Source organism: Myxococcales bacterium (genome assembly GCA_016706225.1).
GTDB lineage: Bacteria > Myxococcota_A > Polyangia > Polyangiales > Polyangiaceae > JADJKB01.
On record JADJKB010000022.1, the window covers coordinates 716,313 to 734,174 of the forward strand.

11 protein-coding genes are annotated in these 17,862 nt (G+C 66.5%); 5 read left to right on the plus strand and 6 right to left on the minus strand.

The window, feature by feature from the left end; genetic code table 11:
- Nucleotides 1–7 precede the first annotated feature (7 nt).
- Nucleotides 8–841, minus strand: coding sequence for a hypothetical protein (locus tag IPI67_34215; GenBank protein ID MBK7585231.1), 834 nt, complete (start codon nt 839–841; stop codon nt 8–10).
- 171 nt (nt 842–1,012) lie between these two features.
- Between IPI67_34215 and IPI67_34220 the strand changes: the two genes are divergently transcribed.
- Both IPI67_34220 and IPI67_34225 read left to right on the plus strand, forming a co-directional pair.
- The gene (locus IPI67_34220; GenBank protein MBK7585232.1) at nt 1,013–4,810 is read left to right on the plus strand and encodes a protein kinase; all 3,798 of its coding nucleotides are present in this window, start codon (nt 1,013–1,015) and stop codon (nt 4,808–4,810) included.
- 81 nt (nt 4,811–4,891) lie between these two features.
- Nucleotides 4,892–6,814, plus strand: coding sequence for a CRTAC1 family protein (locus tag IPI67_34225; GenBank protein MBK7585233.1), 1,923 nt, complete (start codon nt 4,892–4,894; stop codon nt 6,812–6,814).
- Between the two features lie 305 nt (nt 6,815–7,119).
- On the opposite strand, the gene IPI67_34230 is transcribed toward IPI67_34225, so the two are convergent.
- The 4 genes from IPI67_34230 to IPI67_34245 form a co-directional block, all read right to left on the minus strand.
- Complete coding sequence (locus IPI67_34230; GenBank protein MBK7585234.1) at nt 7,120–8,160, minus strand: HNH endonuclease; 1,041 nt, start codon at nt 8,158–8,160, stop codon at nt 7,120–7,122.
- A gap of 730 nt (nt 8,161–8,890) precedes the next feature.
- Entirely contained in the window at nt 8,891–12,013 is a 3,123-nt protein-coding gene (locus IPI67_34235; protein ID MBK7585235.1) for an efflux RND transporter permease subunit, read from the minus strand.
- Nucleotides 12,014–12,028: 15 nt separating this feature from the next.
- Nucleotides 12,029–13,081 carry an efflux RND transporter periplasmic adaptor subunit gene (locus tag IPI67_34240; protein ID MBK7585236.1) on the minus strand — a complete coding sequence of 351 codons (1,053 nt, stop codon included), beginning with the start codon at nt 13,079–13,081 and terminating at the stop codon, nt 12,029–12,031.
- Between the two features lie 167 nt (nt 13,082–13,248).
- Nucleotides 13,249–13,887, minus strand: a complete 639-nt coding sequence (locus tag IPI67_34245) for a TetR/AcrR family transcriptional regulator (protein ID MBK7585237.1) — start codon at nt 13,885–13,887, stop codon at nt 13,249–13,251.
- A gap of 137 nt (nt 13,888–14,024) precedes the next feature.
- Between IPI67_34245 and IPI67_34250 the strand changes: the two genes are divergently transcribed.
- The 3 genes from IPI67_34250 to IPI67_34260 are packed head-to-tail and all read left to right on the plus strand — an operon-like array spanning nt 14,025 to nt 16,875.
- Nucleotides 14,025–15,260, plus strand: a complete 1,236-nt coding sequence (locus tag IPI67_34250) for an MFS transporter (GenBank protein MBK7585238.1) — start codon at nt 14,025–14,027, stop codon at nt 15,258–15,260.
- A complete protein-coding gene (locus IPI67_34255; protein MBK7585239.1) occupies nt 15,257–16,249 on the plus strand; it encodes a hypothetical protein in 993 nt (330 codons plus the stop codon). The genes IPI67_34250 and IPI67_34255 overlap by 4 nt, the downstream gene beginning before the upstream one ends.
- Nucleotides 16,246–16,875 (plus strand): hypothetical protein, encoded by a 630-nt coding sequence (locus tag IPI67_34260; GenBank protein ID MBK7585240.1) that lies wholly within the window; start codon nt 16,246–16,248, stop codon nt 16,873–16,875. The genes IPI67_34255 and IPI67_34260 overlap by 4 nt, the downstream gene beginning before the upstream one ends.
- Nucleotides 16,876–16,879: 4 nt before the next feature.
- On the opposite strand, the gene IPI67_34265 is transcribed toward IPI67_34260, so the two are convergent.
- On the minus strand, nt 16,880–17,824 hold the full coding sequence (locus tag IPI67_34265) for a hypothetical protein (GenBank protein ID MBK7585241.1): 945 nt from the start codon (nt 17,822–17,824) through the stop codon (nt 16,880–16,882).
- Nucleotides 17,825–17,862 lie beyond the last annotated feature (38 nt).

Below are 17,862 nucleotides of genomic sequence, written 5' to 3' on the forward strand. Positions count from 1 at the left end.
GACGAAGTCACTTCACGACGCCGCGGATCCCGACAAACAGCCAGTTGTGCGTGGCCTTTTCATCGACGTCCACGGTCTCGTCGATGCTGCCGAACTTGATCTTCGCGCGGGAGAACTGCCCGAACGTGAAGGCGGCAAATGGGCCAATGCTGGAGCCGCCGGAATCGCCCCCAAAATCGATGCCGCCCTGGAGCATCAGCAACTCGAAACCATGCAGGCGGAACGTCGCGTCGTTCACGTTCAACGAGAACCACTCGTAACCCGCCCCCACGCCCAGCCACGGCTCCGTCGGTCGTCCCGGCGCGAACGAGAGCTGGGCTTGCACACCCAGTCGAATGTCATTGAGCGTGCAACTTGCGCGGGCAGAGTCACAGGCATCGGCCAGATCGCCCGACGGAAGGACGAAGCCGTACGAGAAGTAGGCGCCGAGCATGAAGGACGGCGTGAACTGCCAGCCGGCATCGACCCAGAGCGGGATCTGACCCGCTATGTTGTCGGACATCGCGCCTGAACCGAACGACGTCGTCGTGGTTCCGCCGCTCGAGCTGTTGCTGCTCGAGGCGGCACCGGTAGCCTTGCCGAGAGCAAAGCCGTAGCCAAGCCTCAGGCCAAAGTGAAAGCCGCTCTCACTGGCTGCGCTCCCGCCTTCGCTCCAGTCGCCGTCACCCGCGTCGTCTTCGGTCGCCGGTTCCTCCGCTGCCCGATCTTGCTGGCCGTCTTCCGACTCCGATTCGTCGTCGATGATCTCCCCCCCGGCCTGCGCCGCAGCGGAGAGCGACCAGAGTCCGACACCGGACCAAAGCAGCAGACACACACCAACTCGCACGAGAGCTCGCGCCATCGTCGTGATCGTCCCACGTGCGTCTCGTTCCTGTCTAGAATACCGCAATGGGTCCGCGCAAGGCCGACCAGCCCGGGTTTTGCGCGCGGATTGTCCCCGGACTGGCCCCCCTCCCCCCGCGCCAGTCCCTGCCTTGCCGCGGCGCCGACGACAGTGATTTAGTCTGAATCCGTGTCTGGCCCGCTGCACAAGAGCAACCTCGCAGCGCTGCCGACACGCTTCATCGGTCGGGAGCACGACTTCGCGGACCTTCACGATCACCTGCGCCGCGCCCGGCTGATCAGCCTCCTCGGCCCACCGGGGGCAGGCAAGACGCGGTTGGCGACCGAGTACGCACTCCGTCACGGCAACGCCTTCACGGCCGAGGGTGCGGGAGGCGTATGGTTCTGTGATCTGGCCGAGGCGCGCTGCCTCGACGACCTCTTTCACGCCATCGCCGAGGCCGTGGACCTGCCTCTCGGTAGCGAACACACCGAAGAGAGTGCCCAAGCGCGCCTCACTGCTGCGCTGGCCGGCCGCGGTCCGACGCTGCTCATCCTGGACAACTTCGAGCAGCTCATTCCCGTCGCGGTAAGACCGCTCGAACGCTTGCTCCGACACGCACCCGAGTTGTGTGTGCTGGTCACCTCGCGCACCAAGCTCGACATCGCCGGTGAGGTCGTTCACGAGATTGACGGGCTCGAGCTCCCGGATCCCGTGCGCGGCATCGACAGCGACGCCGTGCGCCTGTTCGTGGATCGCGCGCGCGCCGCTCGTTCCGACTTCGTCCTCGTCGACGACGAACGCGCGATCGTCGCCGAGGTCGTGACACTGCTCGACGGTCTGCCGCTCGCCATCGAGCTGGCTGGGGCGCGCATGGGAGTCCTTGGCCCAAGACAGCTGCTGGAGCGGCTGCAGAAGAGCCTCGACTTTCTACGGGGCGGCAGCGGTCGCGCTCGAACACTGCGCGCCGCTCTCGATTGGTCCTGGGACCTGTTGTCTCCGCACGAACAGGACACACTCGCTCAGCTCTCGGCATTTCGCGGCGGCTTTTCCCTGGAGGCCGCCGAGGCGGTCGTCGATCTCAGCTCGCACCGACAACCACCCGATTTGCTCGACGTGCTGGAATCGCTGCGCAAGAGCTCGTTGCTCAAGAGCTCCTCGGTGGCCGATTTGCCGGGCGAAGTCCGCTTCGGGCTGCTCGACATCGTGCGCCGGTACGCAGAAGAACAGCTGCTCTCCGCGGGCAAAGCCGATGCGACCCTGGCGCGCCACGCGCGTTTTTTCGTCGACGCCGCCACGAGCTGGGCAAGTCGCGTCGAGCGCTCCGACGGGCCGGAAAACCTGCGGCGCCTGGCAATCGCGCTTCCCAATCTGATGGCAGTGCACCGGCGTTCGCTGGCAGACGAGACGCCGAGCGACGCTCGGCTCACCGATGCGCTCCTGGTCACGTTGGCGCTCGAGCACGTGTTCTACATGCGCGGTCCGACCGCGCCGTGTCTGGCGATGGTGGACCGGGTGTTCGAGCACGTGCTCGATGGGGTCGACCCACGCTGGGTCGCTCTCGGGCTGAAGGCCCGCGGTCGCGCCCTGCGTGATCTCGGGCAAGTCACCGAGAGCCAGGAGGCGCTCGAGCGTGCGCTTCAGCTCACAATCGACACCCGAGATCGGTCGACCGAGGCGCGCGTGCGCGGTCACCTGGCCTTCTGTCACATGCTGTCGTCCGCCGACGAACGAGCGCTGGCCTGCTTCAGCCAGGCCCTCGACGCGGCGCGGGATGCCGGGGACCGGCGGAGCGAGGGCATGCTCCAGGCTGGCATTGGTTCGCTCTACGTGCGCCTCGGGCGCCTGGATGAAGCGGCGCACGCGTTCGACGAAGCGCTCGTCATCGACGGCGAGGTCGGCAACCGATATGCCGCGGCCGCGGCACTCGCAGCGCGTGGCGAGCTCAATCGGGCACGCGGCAGGGCGGAGGCGGCCCGAGCGGATCTGGAGGCCGCGATCGACGGTTATCGCGAGTTCGGCGAGCGCCGCCACGAAGGCATGGCCTTGACCGAGCTGGGCGTCTTGCACCAAGAACAGGGCCGATTCGCCGAAGCCGAGGCGTGTCTCGCACGGGCACAGCAGCAACATCGGGAGATGGGTAGCCGGCATTTCCACGTGACCGCCATGGCCACACTCGCGGATCTCGAACGCGAACGAGGTCAGCTGGGGAACGCAAAACGGCTGTACGGACGCGCGCTCAGAGTCGCGAGCGAGCTCGGCGACCGGGTCGCTCGAGCCAGAATCGTCGTTTGCCTGGCCGGCACGGAAGCGGCGCTCGGTCACCCGGACGCGGCCCGTGAGCTGCTGGACGATGCCGAAGCGGTCGCCCGAGAGCTCGGTGACGCGAGCTTGTTGCGAGTCGTGGAGCTGGAGCGCATCCAGCTCGCACTGGTCGAAGCTGCAGGCGTCACCGATCACGAACGTGCAGCCGAACTCGAGTCAGAGCTGCGCGCGCGCTTTCGAGCCACCCAGCTCGGCGCCCCCCTGACAACGCGTCCGGCAACCGAGCGGCTCGCCCAGCGTTTGCTCGCACGGGCGTTCGACGGCGGTGCACCTCCGCCGAGCCGTGAGCTCACCCCCACCGCAACACAGAACGCAGACGACCTTGGACGCTACGAGCTCTTGACCGAGATCGCGTCAGGCGGAATGGCGACGGTCTTGGTCGGGCGGCAGCGCGGTGCGGGCGGATTCGATCGTTTGGTGGCCATCAAACGCATGCACCGACACTTGACGGCGCTGCCCGAGCTCACCGCGGCGTTCATGGACGAGGCGCGCATCGCCTCGCTCGTGCGCCACCCGAACGTGGTGAGTGTGCACGACGTGTACGAGTTTCGCGGCGAGCGTCTGTTGATCATGGACTACGTCGACGGCGCGTCGCTCTCGGAGGTGATGCTGGCCGCATCGAAGGCAAAACAACCCATTTCTCCCGGGGTGGGCATGTACGTGGTGGCCCAAGCACTCCGGGGGCTGCACGCTGCGCACTCCCAACGGGACGTCGACGGGGCACCCCTCGGGATCGTTCACCGCGACGCCACGCCGCACAACATTCTCTTGGGCGCGGACGGCTCCGTGCGCCTGACCGATTTCGGCATCGCTCAGGTTCGCAAGAAAGGCGGCGGCCCCGAGCCCGGAGGCGCCAAGGGCAAGCTGCGTTACATGGCACCGGAGCAAGCGCGAGGCGAGGTCGCGGACCGCCGCGTCGATGTCTTTGCACTGGGTGTCGTGGCGTGGGAGCTGCTCACTGGCCGACGGCTATTCGATGGGGACAGCGACATCACCGTCGTCGCGCAAATCGGCCACGGTCACTACCCTGCACCCGCCGCGGTCGAGGCTAGCGTGCACGCCGAGCTCAGCTCGATCATCGAGCGAGCCCTGTCGTATGAACCCGAGCAGAGATTTCCGGACGCGCTGGTCTTCGCTGAAGCGCTGGAAGCGTGGGCAGAGCGCGCCGGCGAGCGCGCGCGAGAGCCCGAGGTCGCCGCGCTCGTGGAGGTCTCGTGTGGGCGGGCGCTGGCGCAGCGACGCCGCACGGTGAGCGACGCACTCACCGGAGCTCGCAGCGACCGACGGAGTGTGCCGCCAACCTCGAACAGTCCGGCGTCGCTCGCACCACGCATGGGGGTCATCTCGATCGGCGAGGGCGGGCGCTGGTTCGAGATCCCAGGCGCGGAGCGCGTCAGCCTTCAGCGCCGCAGGGCGTTGCGCTTGATCCTCGAGGCGTTGGTCCGCCAGCGCGTCGACTCCCCCGCTGTCGCGCTGGCCCAGGATCAGCTGCTCGAAGCCGGCTGGCCTGGCGAAAAAGTGCGGCACGAAGCCGGCTCGTTGCGCGTCTACAACGCCCTCTCGACACTGCGAAAGCTCGGGCTGAGGAGTGTGATCGTCAGCCGAGACGACGGTTATCTGCTGGATCCAAGGGCGGAATTCGTCGTCGACCGCGCGACGTGAGCCGGGCCCGGCCATTTTTCATTTTCTTTCACGGGTCACCACCAGCGCCGGGGCGTAACCCCAAGCGGAAGGAGAGTCCTCGTGCACCAACGTGCTCTGTTTTCCGGTATCGCCCTCGGCCTGTTCGCTCTTGGTTGTTCGGGCGCGCCCGCTGATGGCGAGCCAAAAAAGGACGGCGAGCCGAGTCCCGAACCCAGCGTCTGCGACGTGCACGCGCTCACGGGCTCCGCTCACTTCAGCGATCGCTCCGCCGATTGGGGCCTGAGCGCACCGGAAGCGGAGGCCTGGACCCTGACCAGCGTCGACCTGAACGGGGACGGATTCCTCGACCTGATTGGTCACGTGCCCGCTGGCAACGTTCGCGGCACGACGGGGGGGAAGAAATACTACACGGTCTTGCTCAACGAAGCGAAGGCGGGCGGGGGCCGGCGCTTCGTCGACCGCACGCTCGAGAGCAACTATGGAGTGACTCGCGACGGTGCGGCCGGCGAGCTGCGCGTCGCGACCGGCGCCGTGTTTGGGGACGTCGACAACGACGGCGACGTCGACGTGCTCAGCCTGACCGGCTCCGGCACTCCAGCGGACCCTCCCACCGCCGCCGATCTGGATCGAACCGAGCTCTTGCTCAATGACGGCACAGGCCAGCTGTCACTGGCGAAGGACGCGGGAGTTCGCGGCGACGACGCGATGCCAGTCTGGAGCGCCACCCTGACCGACTTCGACCTGGATGGCCGCCTGGACGCCTTCTTCGCGAACTGGCTGACGGCGAGCGGGTACACGAGTGAGCAGCAGCTGTTCAAGGGCGACGGCCTGGGCAACTTCGTGGACATCAGCGCAGAAGCTGGGCTCACCGACCCGTACCTGAAACGCGCCGGCTGCGGCGTGACGGCGTGTGACGTCGATGACGACGGCATGCCGGAGATTCTGCTGAGTGCGTACGGGCGCATGCCCAACTTGATGCTGCGGAACGACGGCACCAACGTCTTCACCGACACCGCGGTCGACGCTGGCTTCGCCTACGACGACAACCGAAATTACCAGGACGACCAGGCCTTCCTTTGTTACTGCGCCGAGAACTCTGGCGCGGAAGGCTGTGCCAACGCCGCAGCGCCAATGGTTCAGTGTTCCGGCGTGCCCAAGTGGTCGCCGGGCGCGAGCGACCAGCCGGAAGCGCTGGGCGGCAACACCTTCACCAGTGTCTGCTCGGACATCACCGGCGACGGCAAGCTCGACATCTACAACGCCGAGATCCAGCACTGGTGGGCCGGACAGGCCGCCGATCCGTCGGCACTGCTCGTCAACACCGGCGAGGCGAAGTTCACACGCCCAGGTCGCGCCGACACCGGCATGCAATGGGAGCACGTCGGGGTCTCGTGGGACGAGGGTGGCATCGACGCGGCGGCGGGTGACCTCGACAACGATGGGCGCGAAGACGTGCTCGTCGGGCGCAGCGACTACAACGATCAGTACGCGCTGCTCTTCCGTCAGCTCTCCGACGGTCGCTTCGACGAGCTTGCCAAGAGCGCGGGCATCGACCACCCCTGCGCGGCGTCCCCCATCATCGCCGACTTCGACCGAGACGGTGATCTCGACGTGGTGCTGGCTTCGAGCCGCATGCGCGAGTGGTGCGCGAAGGCGTGGCCACGCAACGAGATCCGTTTTTACGAGAACGACGCGAGCACGGTCGGGCGCTGGCTCGCTGTGCGCCTCGTCGCCGACGGGGTCAGCGCGAACCGCATGGCCATCGGCGCGCGGGTCGTGGTGCAGGCGGGCGGCGAGAAGCTCACCAAGGTCGTGCAAGGCGCTTATGGCCACGGCGCTTCACAGCAAGACAACGTGCTGTTCTTCGGGCTCGGCGGCTGCAACAGCGTCGACTCCATCGAGGTGCGCTGGCCGAATCAGGCGCGAACCATCGAGAGCTGGCAGAATGTCGAGGCCAACCGCGTGATCGAGCTCACGCTGGGCGACCCGGTGGTGCACGACGCGCTGCCGAGCGCGGGTTGACCGTACCGCCAGCGACGACGGCCAGCGGCTCAGCAGCTGGGCGCTGAACAATTGCCGGTGCAAGTCGCCTTCGCGCCGTTCTGACAGTCGATGGTGCAAACAGTCGCCGCGCCGGTGCAGTCGATTGCGCAGGTGGACGCTCCGTCACACACGAGGTCACAGCCGCCCCCGCTGCTGCCGGGTGCGTCCCCTTCGAGTCATGATGCGCTCCTCTCTCTCGCTCGCATTCGTGCCCACGACGCTGCCGCTGCCGAGACCACGAGCACCTGCCGGCACACCCTTTGTGGGGGTGTGCCCGGACCGTCTCAGGCTGTGAGCACGGCGATCGCGGCGCGAAGCAGGGGTTCGACCCGAGGCTCGATCCCGCGCAGTCGCACGTGCTCGACAGCGTGCCGTGCCTGGGCCCGCTTGAACCCCGAGAGCACCAGCGCCGAGCGCACCTTCTCGAACACTTCGGGCTCGGGCGCGACGGCAGGTGCTGGCGCTGGCGCGAGTGCCGGCTTCGCGGGCGTGCTGTTCTCCTTGCGGCGAGCGCGGGCCCCCGCGATCTCGTTCTGGATGTGCTCTTCGCCGAACACCTGCCGCGCTCGGTACGAGTTGTGAGCCGAGCAGAGCAGGCAGCAGTTGTCCACGGTGGTCGGTCCGCCCTTCGCGAAGGGAACGATGTGCTCGATGGTCAGGAAACGGGTCTCTGAGCATCTGCGACCGGCAGCATCGGTGAAGGTGCACTGGTCAGCGTCCCGCTCCCGGACGGCGCGCTGGACGTCGACGGGCACGTGCCGCGAGCCCGGCTTCGTCTCGCGGCGCTTGCGCGGCTTGCCCGCGCCCGAGCGACGTTGGATCGCGGCCGCGATCAGCAGGTCGAGGCCGAGCTCGAGGAGCGTCGCCAGGTCGCCGCTGGGGATCTCGTGGCTGAGCAGGTTGCGGGCTTGCTCGAGCTTGTCGCGGAGCTCGACGCGGGCGGTGAGCTCCAGCCGAACAGTCGTCGGCGAGAGGGGCTCGAGACGAGCACGATGCATCGAGGGCCGAGGCGGTGGCACAGAGTTACCTGCCCCGGACACTGTTGATAACTCCGGCTGCGCGGGCTCGGGCGCCATCGTGGTCAAGGTGGTCGGCACGTCCGGCTGCGGAGACCAGCGGGCGATGAGCTCTTCGAGCTGACGCTTCGACTTCCCTCGAGCCTCGGCGAGGAGCTGCTCGACGTTGTCCTCCGTGAGGTGCCTGGAGAGAAGGAACAGCCCGGTCAGGTGCACGTTGCCGGACGCGAGCTCGTCGAGGCTGCCACCAGGCGCGACGCTCACGACGTGGAACGCTTCGAACGTCACCGCGATGCGCGAGGCGCGCACAGCGCTCATCCTCGTGGCAGCGCGCGAGGGTTTTCTCGTGACTCGTCGTAAGCGCGCGCTGCGCGCCCGGAAACCGATCAAGAAGAATCATGCTCGTGTCGCGCTCGACATGCTCTTTTCAAGCACGCGCTTCGACAGAGCGCAGAGCTCGGAACCACGCCGCTCGCACACCTCGAACAAAGAGGGGTGCACGGATTGCCCTCGGTGGTCTCGGCAGCGGCAGCGGCATGGGCTCGCCCGCTCGCGCAGCAAAGCAACGCGACCGAGCCCGAGCGGGGCACACGGTGCGCGTTGGGACCGCTGCTCCCAGGCAACGAGACGCGACCTCCACGCGGGCATCAACTCGCCCTGCGCCGCGGGAGACCGGCTTCTCTCTCTCTTCCTTGCGCTCCTCTCTGCGCCGCTGCCTTCGCCGACCGCTCGGTCCTCGGCGCTGACCTTCCAGCGCTCACAGACGCCTTCCCCCCCGCGGCGACCCGCAGGCCGCGACAGCGGCCGAGGACCGACGCTTGGGGGGGAACGACCGCCACGAGGCCGCGACAGCGGCCGAGGGCCGGGCGAGGCGGGGGCACCTCGGTCGTGCCCAGCTCTCGAATTTGCGCTCTCCCCGCTCGCCCTCGCCAACCACGGCTCAACAGATCGAAGACGGGTCGCTTCTTTGCTGCTGGCCGGCCCGACTACCAATCAGGGCCACCAGTGCGCGCTCAGCGGTTTCGCACTGCGCTGCGACTCACTCCGCGGGGTTCGGTACGGCGCCGGTCTGGGCGGGGTTTCGCCGGAAGATACGCTGGAGCTTCACCGAGAGATCGTCGAACAGCGAGTAGGCAACCGGGGTGGCCAGCAAGGTCAAGAGCAGCGCCAGCGTCTGCCCGCCGATGATCACGAAACCCGTAGCGCGGTTCGTGCCCGCACCGGCACCACTCGAGACCACGAGCGGTAACATGCCCGCGACGAAGGCCGCGGTGGTCATCAAGATCGGCCGCAGGCGGTCCCGATTAGCCTCCAGAATCGCCTGCACTTTTGGCATTCCGCTGGCTCTGAGCTTGATGGTGTGATCGATCTGCAAGATGGAGTTCTTCTTCACGATCCCGAACAACACCAAGATCCCCAGCATGCTGAAGATGTTCAGCGACTGACCAAAGATGATCACACTGATCAACGCGAACGGCACGGTCAGCGGCAACGACAGCAAGATGGTGATGGGGTGCAGCCAGGACTCGAACTGAGCCGCGAGCACCAGGTACATGAAGATGAACGAGAGCAAGAACGCGAGGGCGAAGTTCTTGAACGCACGGCCCAGCTCCTTCGACCGACCACTCGGGCCGCCGCTGTAGCTCGGGTCCATCTTCAGCTCCTCCACGCCGCTCGCCAGCTCGTCGAGCACCGCGCCCTCGGAGAAGCCGGGCGCCAGGTTGGCCATGACCGTCACCGTCTTCTTACGGTTGAAGCGGTCGATGCGACTGGGCCCCGTGCCCTCGTCGAACACCACGACGTTGTCGAGGGTCACGGTTCCGAGCTTGGCGCTCGGCACACTGATGCGCTTCAGCCTGGAGACGTCGTTACGGGCCTCGCCGAGGGAGCGGACGTGGACCTCGTATTGTTCACCCTTGTCGTTGAACGTGCTGACCTCGTAACCACCGACCAGGAGCCGCAGAGCCCCGGCAACATCGGCCACCCCGACCCCGAGATCGGCCGCCTTCTTCCGATCAATGTGCACCCGGAGCTCGGGCTTTCCGGTGATCATCGACGTATCGGGATCGACGACACCAGGCTGCTTCTTGAGCCGAGCGGCCAAGGCCGTCGAATAGGCCTGAAGCTTCGAGAGCTCCGGGCCCTGCAGCTGGTAGACGACCGGGTAGTTCGGCATGCCTCCGGAGAACGTCGGCACCTGCCCCACGGCGATGCGGTACTTGTCGGTTCCGGGCTGGGCTGCCAGCGCCTGGCGCGCTTTTGCGATCAGCTCCTGCTGATTCAGCTTCCGCTCCTTGGGCGGAACGAGCTTGGCGTACACACTCGCCAGGTTCGGCGTCTTCTGAGCGTCGTCCCCGATGGTCGTGACGGCGTATTTGACGCCGGGAAGCTTCTCGATCTCGACGGCAAGGCGCGTGGCGATGATCCGGGTCGCGTCCAGGCTCGTGCCTTCGGGCACACGAATGCTGGCCAGGAACTGCGACTCGTCCTCGTCGGGCAGGAAGTTCTTGTTCGCTGCTTTGCCGAGCACTGGAATCGAGAACAGCGCCGCGACGCAAGCCAATACGATCACCCAGCGGCGGTTCAGCGAGAAGCGCAGCATGCGCATGTAGCCGGCCTCGATTGCCGCGTAAAACCGTGACGACTTCGAGCCCGAGCCCGCGTGCCCCGCTTCGGACTTTGGCGGAGCCTTGAGCCAGCGCGCGCTCAGCATCGGGGTGAGCACGAAGCTCACCAGAAGCGAGATCAAAATGGAGAACGCCATGGTCAGGCCGAACGAGTTCATGAAGCGGCCGACGATACCGGCCATGAACGCGACCGGCAGGAATACCGCCACGAGCGAGATCGTCGTTGCCAGGACGGCGAGGCCAATCTCCTTGGTGGCGTTGATGGCAGCGTCGTAGGGATCCGCCCCCTTCTCCTCGATGTGTCGGTAGATGTTCTCGAGCACGACGATGGCGTCGTCGATCACGATACCTACCGCGAGGGTGAGGCCGAGCATGGTGATGACGTTCAGCGTGAAGCCGGCGTACCGCATCAGCGCGAAGGTGCTGATGATGCTGATGGGGATCGCGATCGACGCGATGATGGTCGAGCGCCAATTGCGCAGGAACAGGAACACGACCACGGACGCGAGCAGCGCGCCCAGCACCAAGTGCTCCTTGACGGTCGCAATGGCGTTGCCGATGAACTCGCTCTGATCGCGAGCGTTCTCGATGCTGGTGCCCTTGGGCAAACGCGGCCCGAGCTCTTTGATCTTTTCCTTTACCCGGTCAGTGACCGCGACGGTGTTGGTGCCGCTCTGTTTGCGCACGTTGAGCAGCACCGTCGCGCGCCCGCCGCGAAAGCCGGCGCTCTCGGCCTCGGCCATGCCGTCCTCGACCTGCGCCACGTCACCCAGGCGGATTGGCTGGCCCGCGCGGTTGGCCACCACGATGTCGGCCATCTGCTCGACGCTCTGCACACGACCCAAGGTGCGCAGCGTCAGCTGCGTCTCGCCTTTTTCGACACGGCCGCTGGGTAGTTCGATGTTCTGAGTGCGCAGCGACCGCTCCAGCTCCGCGCCGGACATATCGTACTTCTCGAGCTTGGCCGGATCGACCCACACGTTCACCTGACGCGCCCGTCCGCCGACGATGGTCACCTGCCCCACGCCGTTCAGTGACTCGAGCTCTCTCCGCACGACCTTGTCAGCGAGCTCGGTGATGTCGCGCGGGCTACCGATGCCGGACAGCGCAAGGGTAAGGATCGGCGTCGCGTCCGGATCCATCTTGGCGACCACCGGGGGATCGATGCCGGTGGGGAGCTCCGCCATGATGCCGCTGACCTTTTCGCGTACCTCCGCGGCAGCAACGTTGATGTCCTTCTCGAGCACGAAGGTCACGATGACCTGGCTCACTCCTTCGACGGATACACTGCGCAGCTCGTCGATGCCGCTGATGGTATTGACCGCCGACTCGATCTTGTCGGTGACCTCCGTCTCGACCTGCTCGGGCGATGCACCCGGGACGACGGTCACGGCCACCACGACGGGGAACTCGACCTTGGGAAAGCGATCGACGCCCAGCTCGAAATAGCTGAAAATTCCGACGACCGAGAGCACCAGCACGATCACCGTCGCAAACACGGGACGGCGCACACAGATCGCCGCGAGCCACTGCATGAATGAGTCCGCGCCTCAGCGAGGCGCGACCTCCCGCGAGTCCGCGAGCTCGTCGACCTGGTCGACCGCGACCTCGTCGCCGGGCTGAACCGCGCCGCGGATCTCCACCAGATCCCCGACGTGGCGCCCGGGGGCCACCAGCTTCTCGAGCACACGGCTGCCGCTGCGCACGAAGACCCGCGCGTTCGAACCAGTGGAGCCCACCGCCGCTTCGGGCACGAGCAGCACCCTGGCCGGCTCACCCTTGAGAGCCACCTGCGCTCGCACGAAGAACCCGGGTTTCAGCGTCCCGTCGTCGTTGGGCACCTCGGCTTCGATGGGCAGTGTCCGCGAGTACGAGTTGATGCTCGTGCCGATGCGTTTCACCGTCGCGTTGAAGTCCCGCCCCGGGTAGGCCGATACGCGCAACGTGACTGCCGCTTCCGCAACGAGACCCGCGACCTCGGACTCGGGCACGTCGATCTTGAGCCGCAGCGGGTTGTCCTTCACGACCACCATGACCACCTTGCCGACCATCGCGAACTCGCCGGCGGTCACGCGCCGCTCCTGCACCGCGCCGTCGAACGGTGCGAGCACCTTGGTGTCTTTCAGGTTCTTACCGCTCAGACCGGCCTGCGCCTCCGCGGTCCTCAGCGCGGCGAACCCCTGTTGTGCGCCGTTGCGCGCCGCTTCGTAGGCCGCCTGCGCGCGCTCCGAGTTGGTCTTCGCTTGGTCGGCAACGGACTGGGCGACCGCGCCTTCCTTCACCAGCTGGTCCGCACGTTTCGCCTCGAGCACTGCCAGATCTCGGGCCTCCTTGGCAGCCCGCACATCGGGGACCGTTTCGGCATCGAAGCCTCCGCCGGACTTCAGTCCCAAGCGGGCGCGCTGCTGGTCCGCCGACGACTTCGCAGCCGAGAGCCGCAGCGCCGCCTCGCTCGCGTCCAGCACCACCAGCACGTCGCCCTTCTTCACACGCGAGCCGACATCGAACTTCACGGCCTTCACCGCGCCGCCAAACTGCGCCGCGACCTCGCTCTTTTCGTCGGGATCGAGCGTGCCGCTGATCTCGAGTGACGGCGGCAGCATGCGGCTCTCCGCCTTGGCGAAGCGCACTGAAATTGCCTGTTCGACCGCGGCGCTGCCGGCGGGCTCTGCCTCCGTTCGCGTCGATGCGTTCTTCTTGCAAGCCGCGGTGGCGAAGATCGCCGCGGTGGCGGCCAATATGATGGGAATGCGCATGCGGGTCCTCTGCCTCATGATCTTCCCCCCGCCACACTGAAGGTGCCGCTCCCGTTCATCGGGTCGACGCCGCGAAACAACAGCTCGGTTACACCCCGGAGGAACGTCTCCTCCGGCATGGGCAACGAGTCCTGCGCCTGAAATAACAGATCGAACACGACGAAGTTGTGCACGGCGCCGACGAACGCGCGCGCGACGATCTCGGGATCGTGGCGCGCAAGTCGGCCGGCGCGCATCTCACCCTCGAAGTATCCGGACAACGCCTTGAGCATCCGGATCGGGGCTTGGTTCTGCAGACAGGCGGGTGTCAGGCCGCCCTCCGGCTCGGGGTTCGACCACGCCATCAGGTGCAACGGCACCACGCGGCGGAGATGAGCGGCCAGCGCAGCTCCGATCTCGACCAGATGCTCACGGATGTCCCCGACGCCGACTCTTGCGCCGAGCTCGCCAGCGAAGGGTGGCAGCTCGTCGAGAGACCCCATGGCTGCCTGAAACAGCTCCGCCTTGCTGCGGAAGCGCTTGAAGATGGAGCCTTCGGAGATCCCGGCGCGGGCTGCCACTTCAGCAGTCGTCGCTCGAAAGCCGCGGCTCAAGAACACCTCGCGCGCGGCGTCCAGAATCGCCGAGTCTTGTATGACTGCCGGCCTCGCCATTTGTGAGTACTCACTCATTTAGTCGAGCCGCATGCCCCGTCAATGGGGCGGGAGCGATTTATCTGCCGGCTCCACTGGAGAGCACTAACCCGGGAAATCCGCCCAATCCCTCCGTCTGGGCTACCTTGCACGGTGCGATGGAGGGCGGAAAGAGCTCCGAGGCGAAGGCCCCCGTGGCCCTCACCGTGGCGGTGGCGGCGCTGGGCTACTTCGTCGACATCTACGACCTGATCTTGTTCAGCATCGTCCGGGTCAAGAGCCTGGCGGCCATCGGAGTCCCGAAGGAGGCCTTGCTCGACAAGGGAGTGTTGCTGCTCGACATGCAGATGGGCGGCATGCTCATCGGGGGCATCCTCTGGGGAGTGCTCGGCGACAAGCGCGGCCGACTCTCGGTGCTGTTCGGTTCCATCGTCATGTACTCGGTGGCGAACATCGCCAACGGCTTCGTGCAGACCGTGCCCCAGTATGCGGTGCTGCGCTTGTTGGCCAACATCGGCCTCGCCGGAGAGCTAGACGCGAGAATCACCCTCGTCAGCGAGATCATGCACAAGGAGTCGCGCGGCTACGGCACGACCATCGTGGCAACGATCGGGATCTTGGGCGCCATCGTGGCGGCGCTGGTCGGCGATTTCTTCAACTGGCGCACGGCGTACTTCGTGGGCGGTGGCATGGGCCTGATACTGCTCTTCTTGCGCGTCGGCCTCTACGAGTCGGGCATGTTCGCGGGAGTGAAAGCGGCGGGCGCAAAGCTGGGCAGCTTCAGCATGCTGTTCTCGTCGATGGCGCGCGCGAAGAAGTACCTGGCGATCATCCTGGTCGGCGTTCCCATCTGGTACGTCGTCGCAATTCTGATCACGTTCGCGCCGGAGACCGGCAAGGCCCTGGGCATGAGTGAAGCTCCGGCCGCCGGTCGCGCCGTGATGATGACCTACATCGGCTTGGCCGCCGGCGACCTCGCGAGCGGCGCGCTGTCTCAGGTGTTGAGGAGCAGAAAGCGCGTCCTGGCACTATTTCTGGGGCTCACGTTCCTGACGGTGGGCGCGTATTTCACCGTCGCCAGGCGCTCCCTGGATGCGTTCTACGCCGTGTGTTTGGCGCTGGGTTTTGCCACCGGTTACTGGGCCGTGTTCGTCACCATGGCGTCCGAGCTGTTCGGCACCAACATCCGCGCAACGGTGACCACCACCGCGCCCAACTTCGTGCGCGGAGCGGTGGTGCCGGTGACATTTGCGTTCAAGCACCTGAAGGGCACGCTCGGCGTCGTCGGCAGCGCGCTCAGCGTCGGGGTGGTCACGCTGCTCTTCGCAGTCGTCGCGCTCTTCTTTCTGGAAGAGACCCACGGCAAGAACCTCGACTACGTGGAGGATTCGTGAGACAGCACTGCGGCGCCTGCAAGCGGCCTTACGCATTGGCGTTCGACCGCTGCCCCGCCTGCGGTGCGCCAGCGGGAACTCGCGATCCAACTCGTGCGCGCCCGGCGCCGGAGGAACGGCGTGAGCCAAGGGGAACCGGGGAAGTCGCGGAGCTGGTGGGGTTCTTCGATGCCGAGCACGAGCACAGCGCCGAAGCGGCTCCGGCACGAACCAGCGAAGCCGCGGGGCTGGCGGGGCTCTTCGACGTCGACGGCGTGGACGCTCACCAGGCTCCTGTAGTGCCTGCACCGGAACCATCACCGGAGCTCGGTGAGCTCACCCCAGCCAAGACTCCGCGCCCGGAGCTGGACGTCCCCGATCTCGATCTCGGTGCGCTGCCGGCTCACCACCCCATCAAGGCGTTCGATCTGGAGCTCGACTCCAGACGAGAGCCGCACACGGCTCCGCACGCGGATGCGAGTCACGCCGCCCCGCACTCGGGGCACGACTCACGAAGCGCAGGCGACCTCTCCGAATCCGACGAGCCCCCGCCCGACTCGACACCCGTCGCACAACTTGGCTGGGAAGCCTGGGAAGAGGCCGCCGCCGCCCGCCGCGGCGAGACCCCAGAGGCGCCCGCCCAGGCGGCTCGCGTGATCGCGTCGCTCGCACCGCCGCCGGTGCCACCGCTGCGCAACTGGCAGCAACGGTCACCCCTGGCGTCGGGGCTGACGGGCCCAGTACTGACCCGCATCGTCACGGCTCTCGGGGTCACGGCCGCCGCCGCGGCATTGCTCCTCTACTTGGGGCTACGGCTCGTGTTTGGTTACAGCAAGGTCGAGGTCAGCGGACTCGCAGAGCTCAACGACGGGCGCCGGATCGAGCTCGTGGACGGGTGGCAGAGTGGGCGAGCGCCAACGTCGTCGATCCCGAGAGTCCAATCGAGCTCGCGAGCGCGGCCGAGCTTCGCGATCGCTCGAAGGAGCTCTCCGGGCGCTTGGTCAGTGTGAACGCCGAACCCCTCGGCGCGTACATGTACAAACAGTATCGCGTCGGGCGCGACGGACAGCGCGAAGAGTTGCCTGGCGTGACTCGGGTCTACTTGCCGTTGACGCTGGACAACACGGTCTGGGCCATCTCACCCAACGTCAAGGCATCGACCTTCGACGATCCCGAGGTCAAGCAGTGGGTCGAGCGAAGCCGTCATAGCGGCGTCCTCCAGCTTTTGGCAGACAACGTGGATCTGGACGACATTCGAAACCCGGAGAGCTCTTCGCGTGCACCCAAGCTGAGGAGTCACGTGCCTGACAACGCCGTCGCCATCGTGTCGATCAAGAGCGGCGGTGCGCAGCAGAAGTACACCGTCGCACGCCTCGCCGGCACACAAGGGCGGTTTTTCGCGATTGCCACGGGTAGACAACCGGGGGCAGACGAGACGCTCTTTGGTGAGATCTACCAATGCCCAAGCAAGACCTGCCAGAGCTTCACGGCCAGCCTGCCGACGGAGCCAGCGGGTGTGCTCGTGCTCGGCCAGAGCCGCGCCACACCCTGGGCGGGCGGCTTGTTGTTTTTTGGGCTTCTGGGCCTGTTCGCAGCCGTGGGCGGCGAGCTCTTCAGGCGCCGGTTCGAGGCCTGAACGCTCAGTTGCAGCTCGAGCTGAAGTCGCCGCAGCAATCGCCGAGCGAGCTACAGAGGTCGTCGCAGTAACAGGCCGGGCTCGAACCCGGGGCGGGATCCGAAGACCCGCAGAACCCCTGACACGAGGCGGCGGCCGGCGGCGGTGGGTCTGCGGCGGGTGGGTCTGCGGCGGGCTCGTCCGTCCCCGCCGGTGGTGGCTCTTCCGCGGGCGGGGCGCTGGGCTCGTCGGCTGCGCCGCTCGGCACCGAACAAGCCCCCGGCGCATCGAGGACCTCGATGTCATCACCGTAGTAAAAATGCAGGATGCCGACGGCGTCGCGCCCGTTCTCTTCGAGACAGCGAGAGCCGTTCTGACTCATGCACCCGCGATTCTGACCGAAGCCAGGCGGGCCGATGAATCCGAGCTTGGACTGACTGACGCTGTTGCCCGTCTTGCCGTCGTTGAACGTGACGTACTTGACCATCGACCCCGTCGTGTCGATGCAGCTCGGCCCAGAAACACCGGAGTCACCCGATACGTAGAAGGCGTAGGTGACCATCCCGTCGTAGCTCAGGTATTGTTGGGCCGTCTCCTTGACGGCTTGAAAGTGAAGCGGCCCTGGTTTGTTCTTGCAGCTGTAGACCTGGCAGGTCTGTCCGTCGCAGATCGAACCCGAGCTCGACATGCTGTAGTACGCGATTGAACGCGCAGCGATGGCCAGCGCCTTGAGAGCCTCCAGCCCAGCGCTGAAGTTCTCACACGCGAGCACGTGCGGCAGGTAGTCGAGCTCGGTGGCGCGTGCCCCGACTCCCTTGACCGTGATGCTGCAGTAGGCGCTCTTGACCTGTTTCACTCGATCTCCGACCCGGGTCGTCGCTTCGGCGGGGTCCGGGGAACCTCCCGTGGCGGACGAACACGCCGGAGCGGCGAGCAGCAGGAGACCGAGAAACAAACGTCGGGGGCTCATCTCTGACTGCTAGAGCACTCGACGTGCCACCTGGAGAG

Bases quoted from the DNA above. Each gene is read 5' to 3' on its own strand.
- IPI67_34215 (MBK7585231.1), bottom strand. From the start codon at position 841: ATGGCGCGAGCTCTCGTGCGAGTTGGTGTGTGTCTGCTGCTTTGGTCC.
- IPI67_34235 (MBK7585235.1), bottom strand. From the start codon at position 12,013: ATGCAGTGGCTCGCGGCGATCTGTGTGCGCCGTCCCGTGTTTGCGACG.
- IPI67_34240 (MBK7585236.1), bottom strand. From the start codon at position 13,081: ATGCTGCCGCCGTCACTCGAGATCAGCGGCACGCTCGATCCCGACGAA.
- IPI67_34245 (MBK7585237.1), bottom strand. From the start codon at position 13,887: ATGGCGAGGCCGGCAGTCATACAAGACTCGGCGATTCTGGACGCCGCG.
- IPI67_34250 (MBK7585238.1), top strand. From the start codon at position 14,025: ATGGAGGGCGGAAAGAGCTCCGAGGCGAAGGCCCCCGTGGCCCTCACC.
- IPI67_34265 (MBK7585241.1), bottom strand. From the start codon at position 17,824: ATGAGCCCCCGACGTTTGTTTCTCGGTCTCCTGCTGCTCGCCGCTCCG.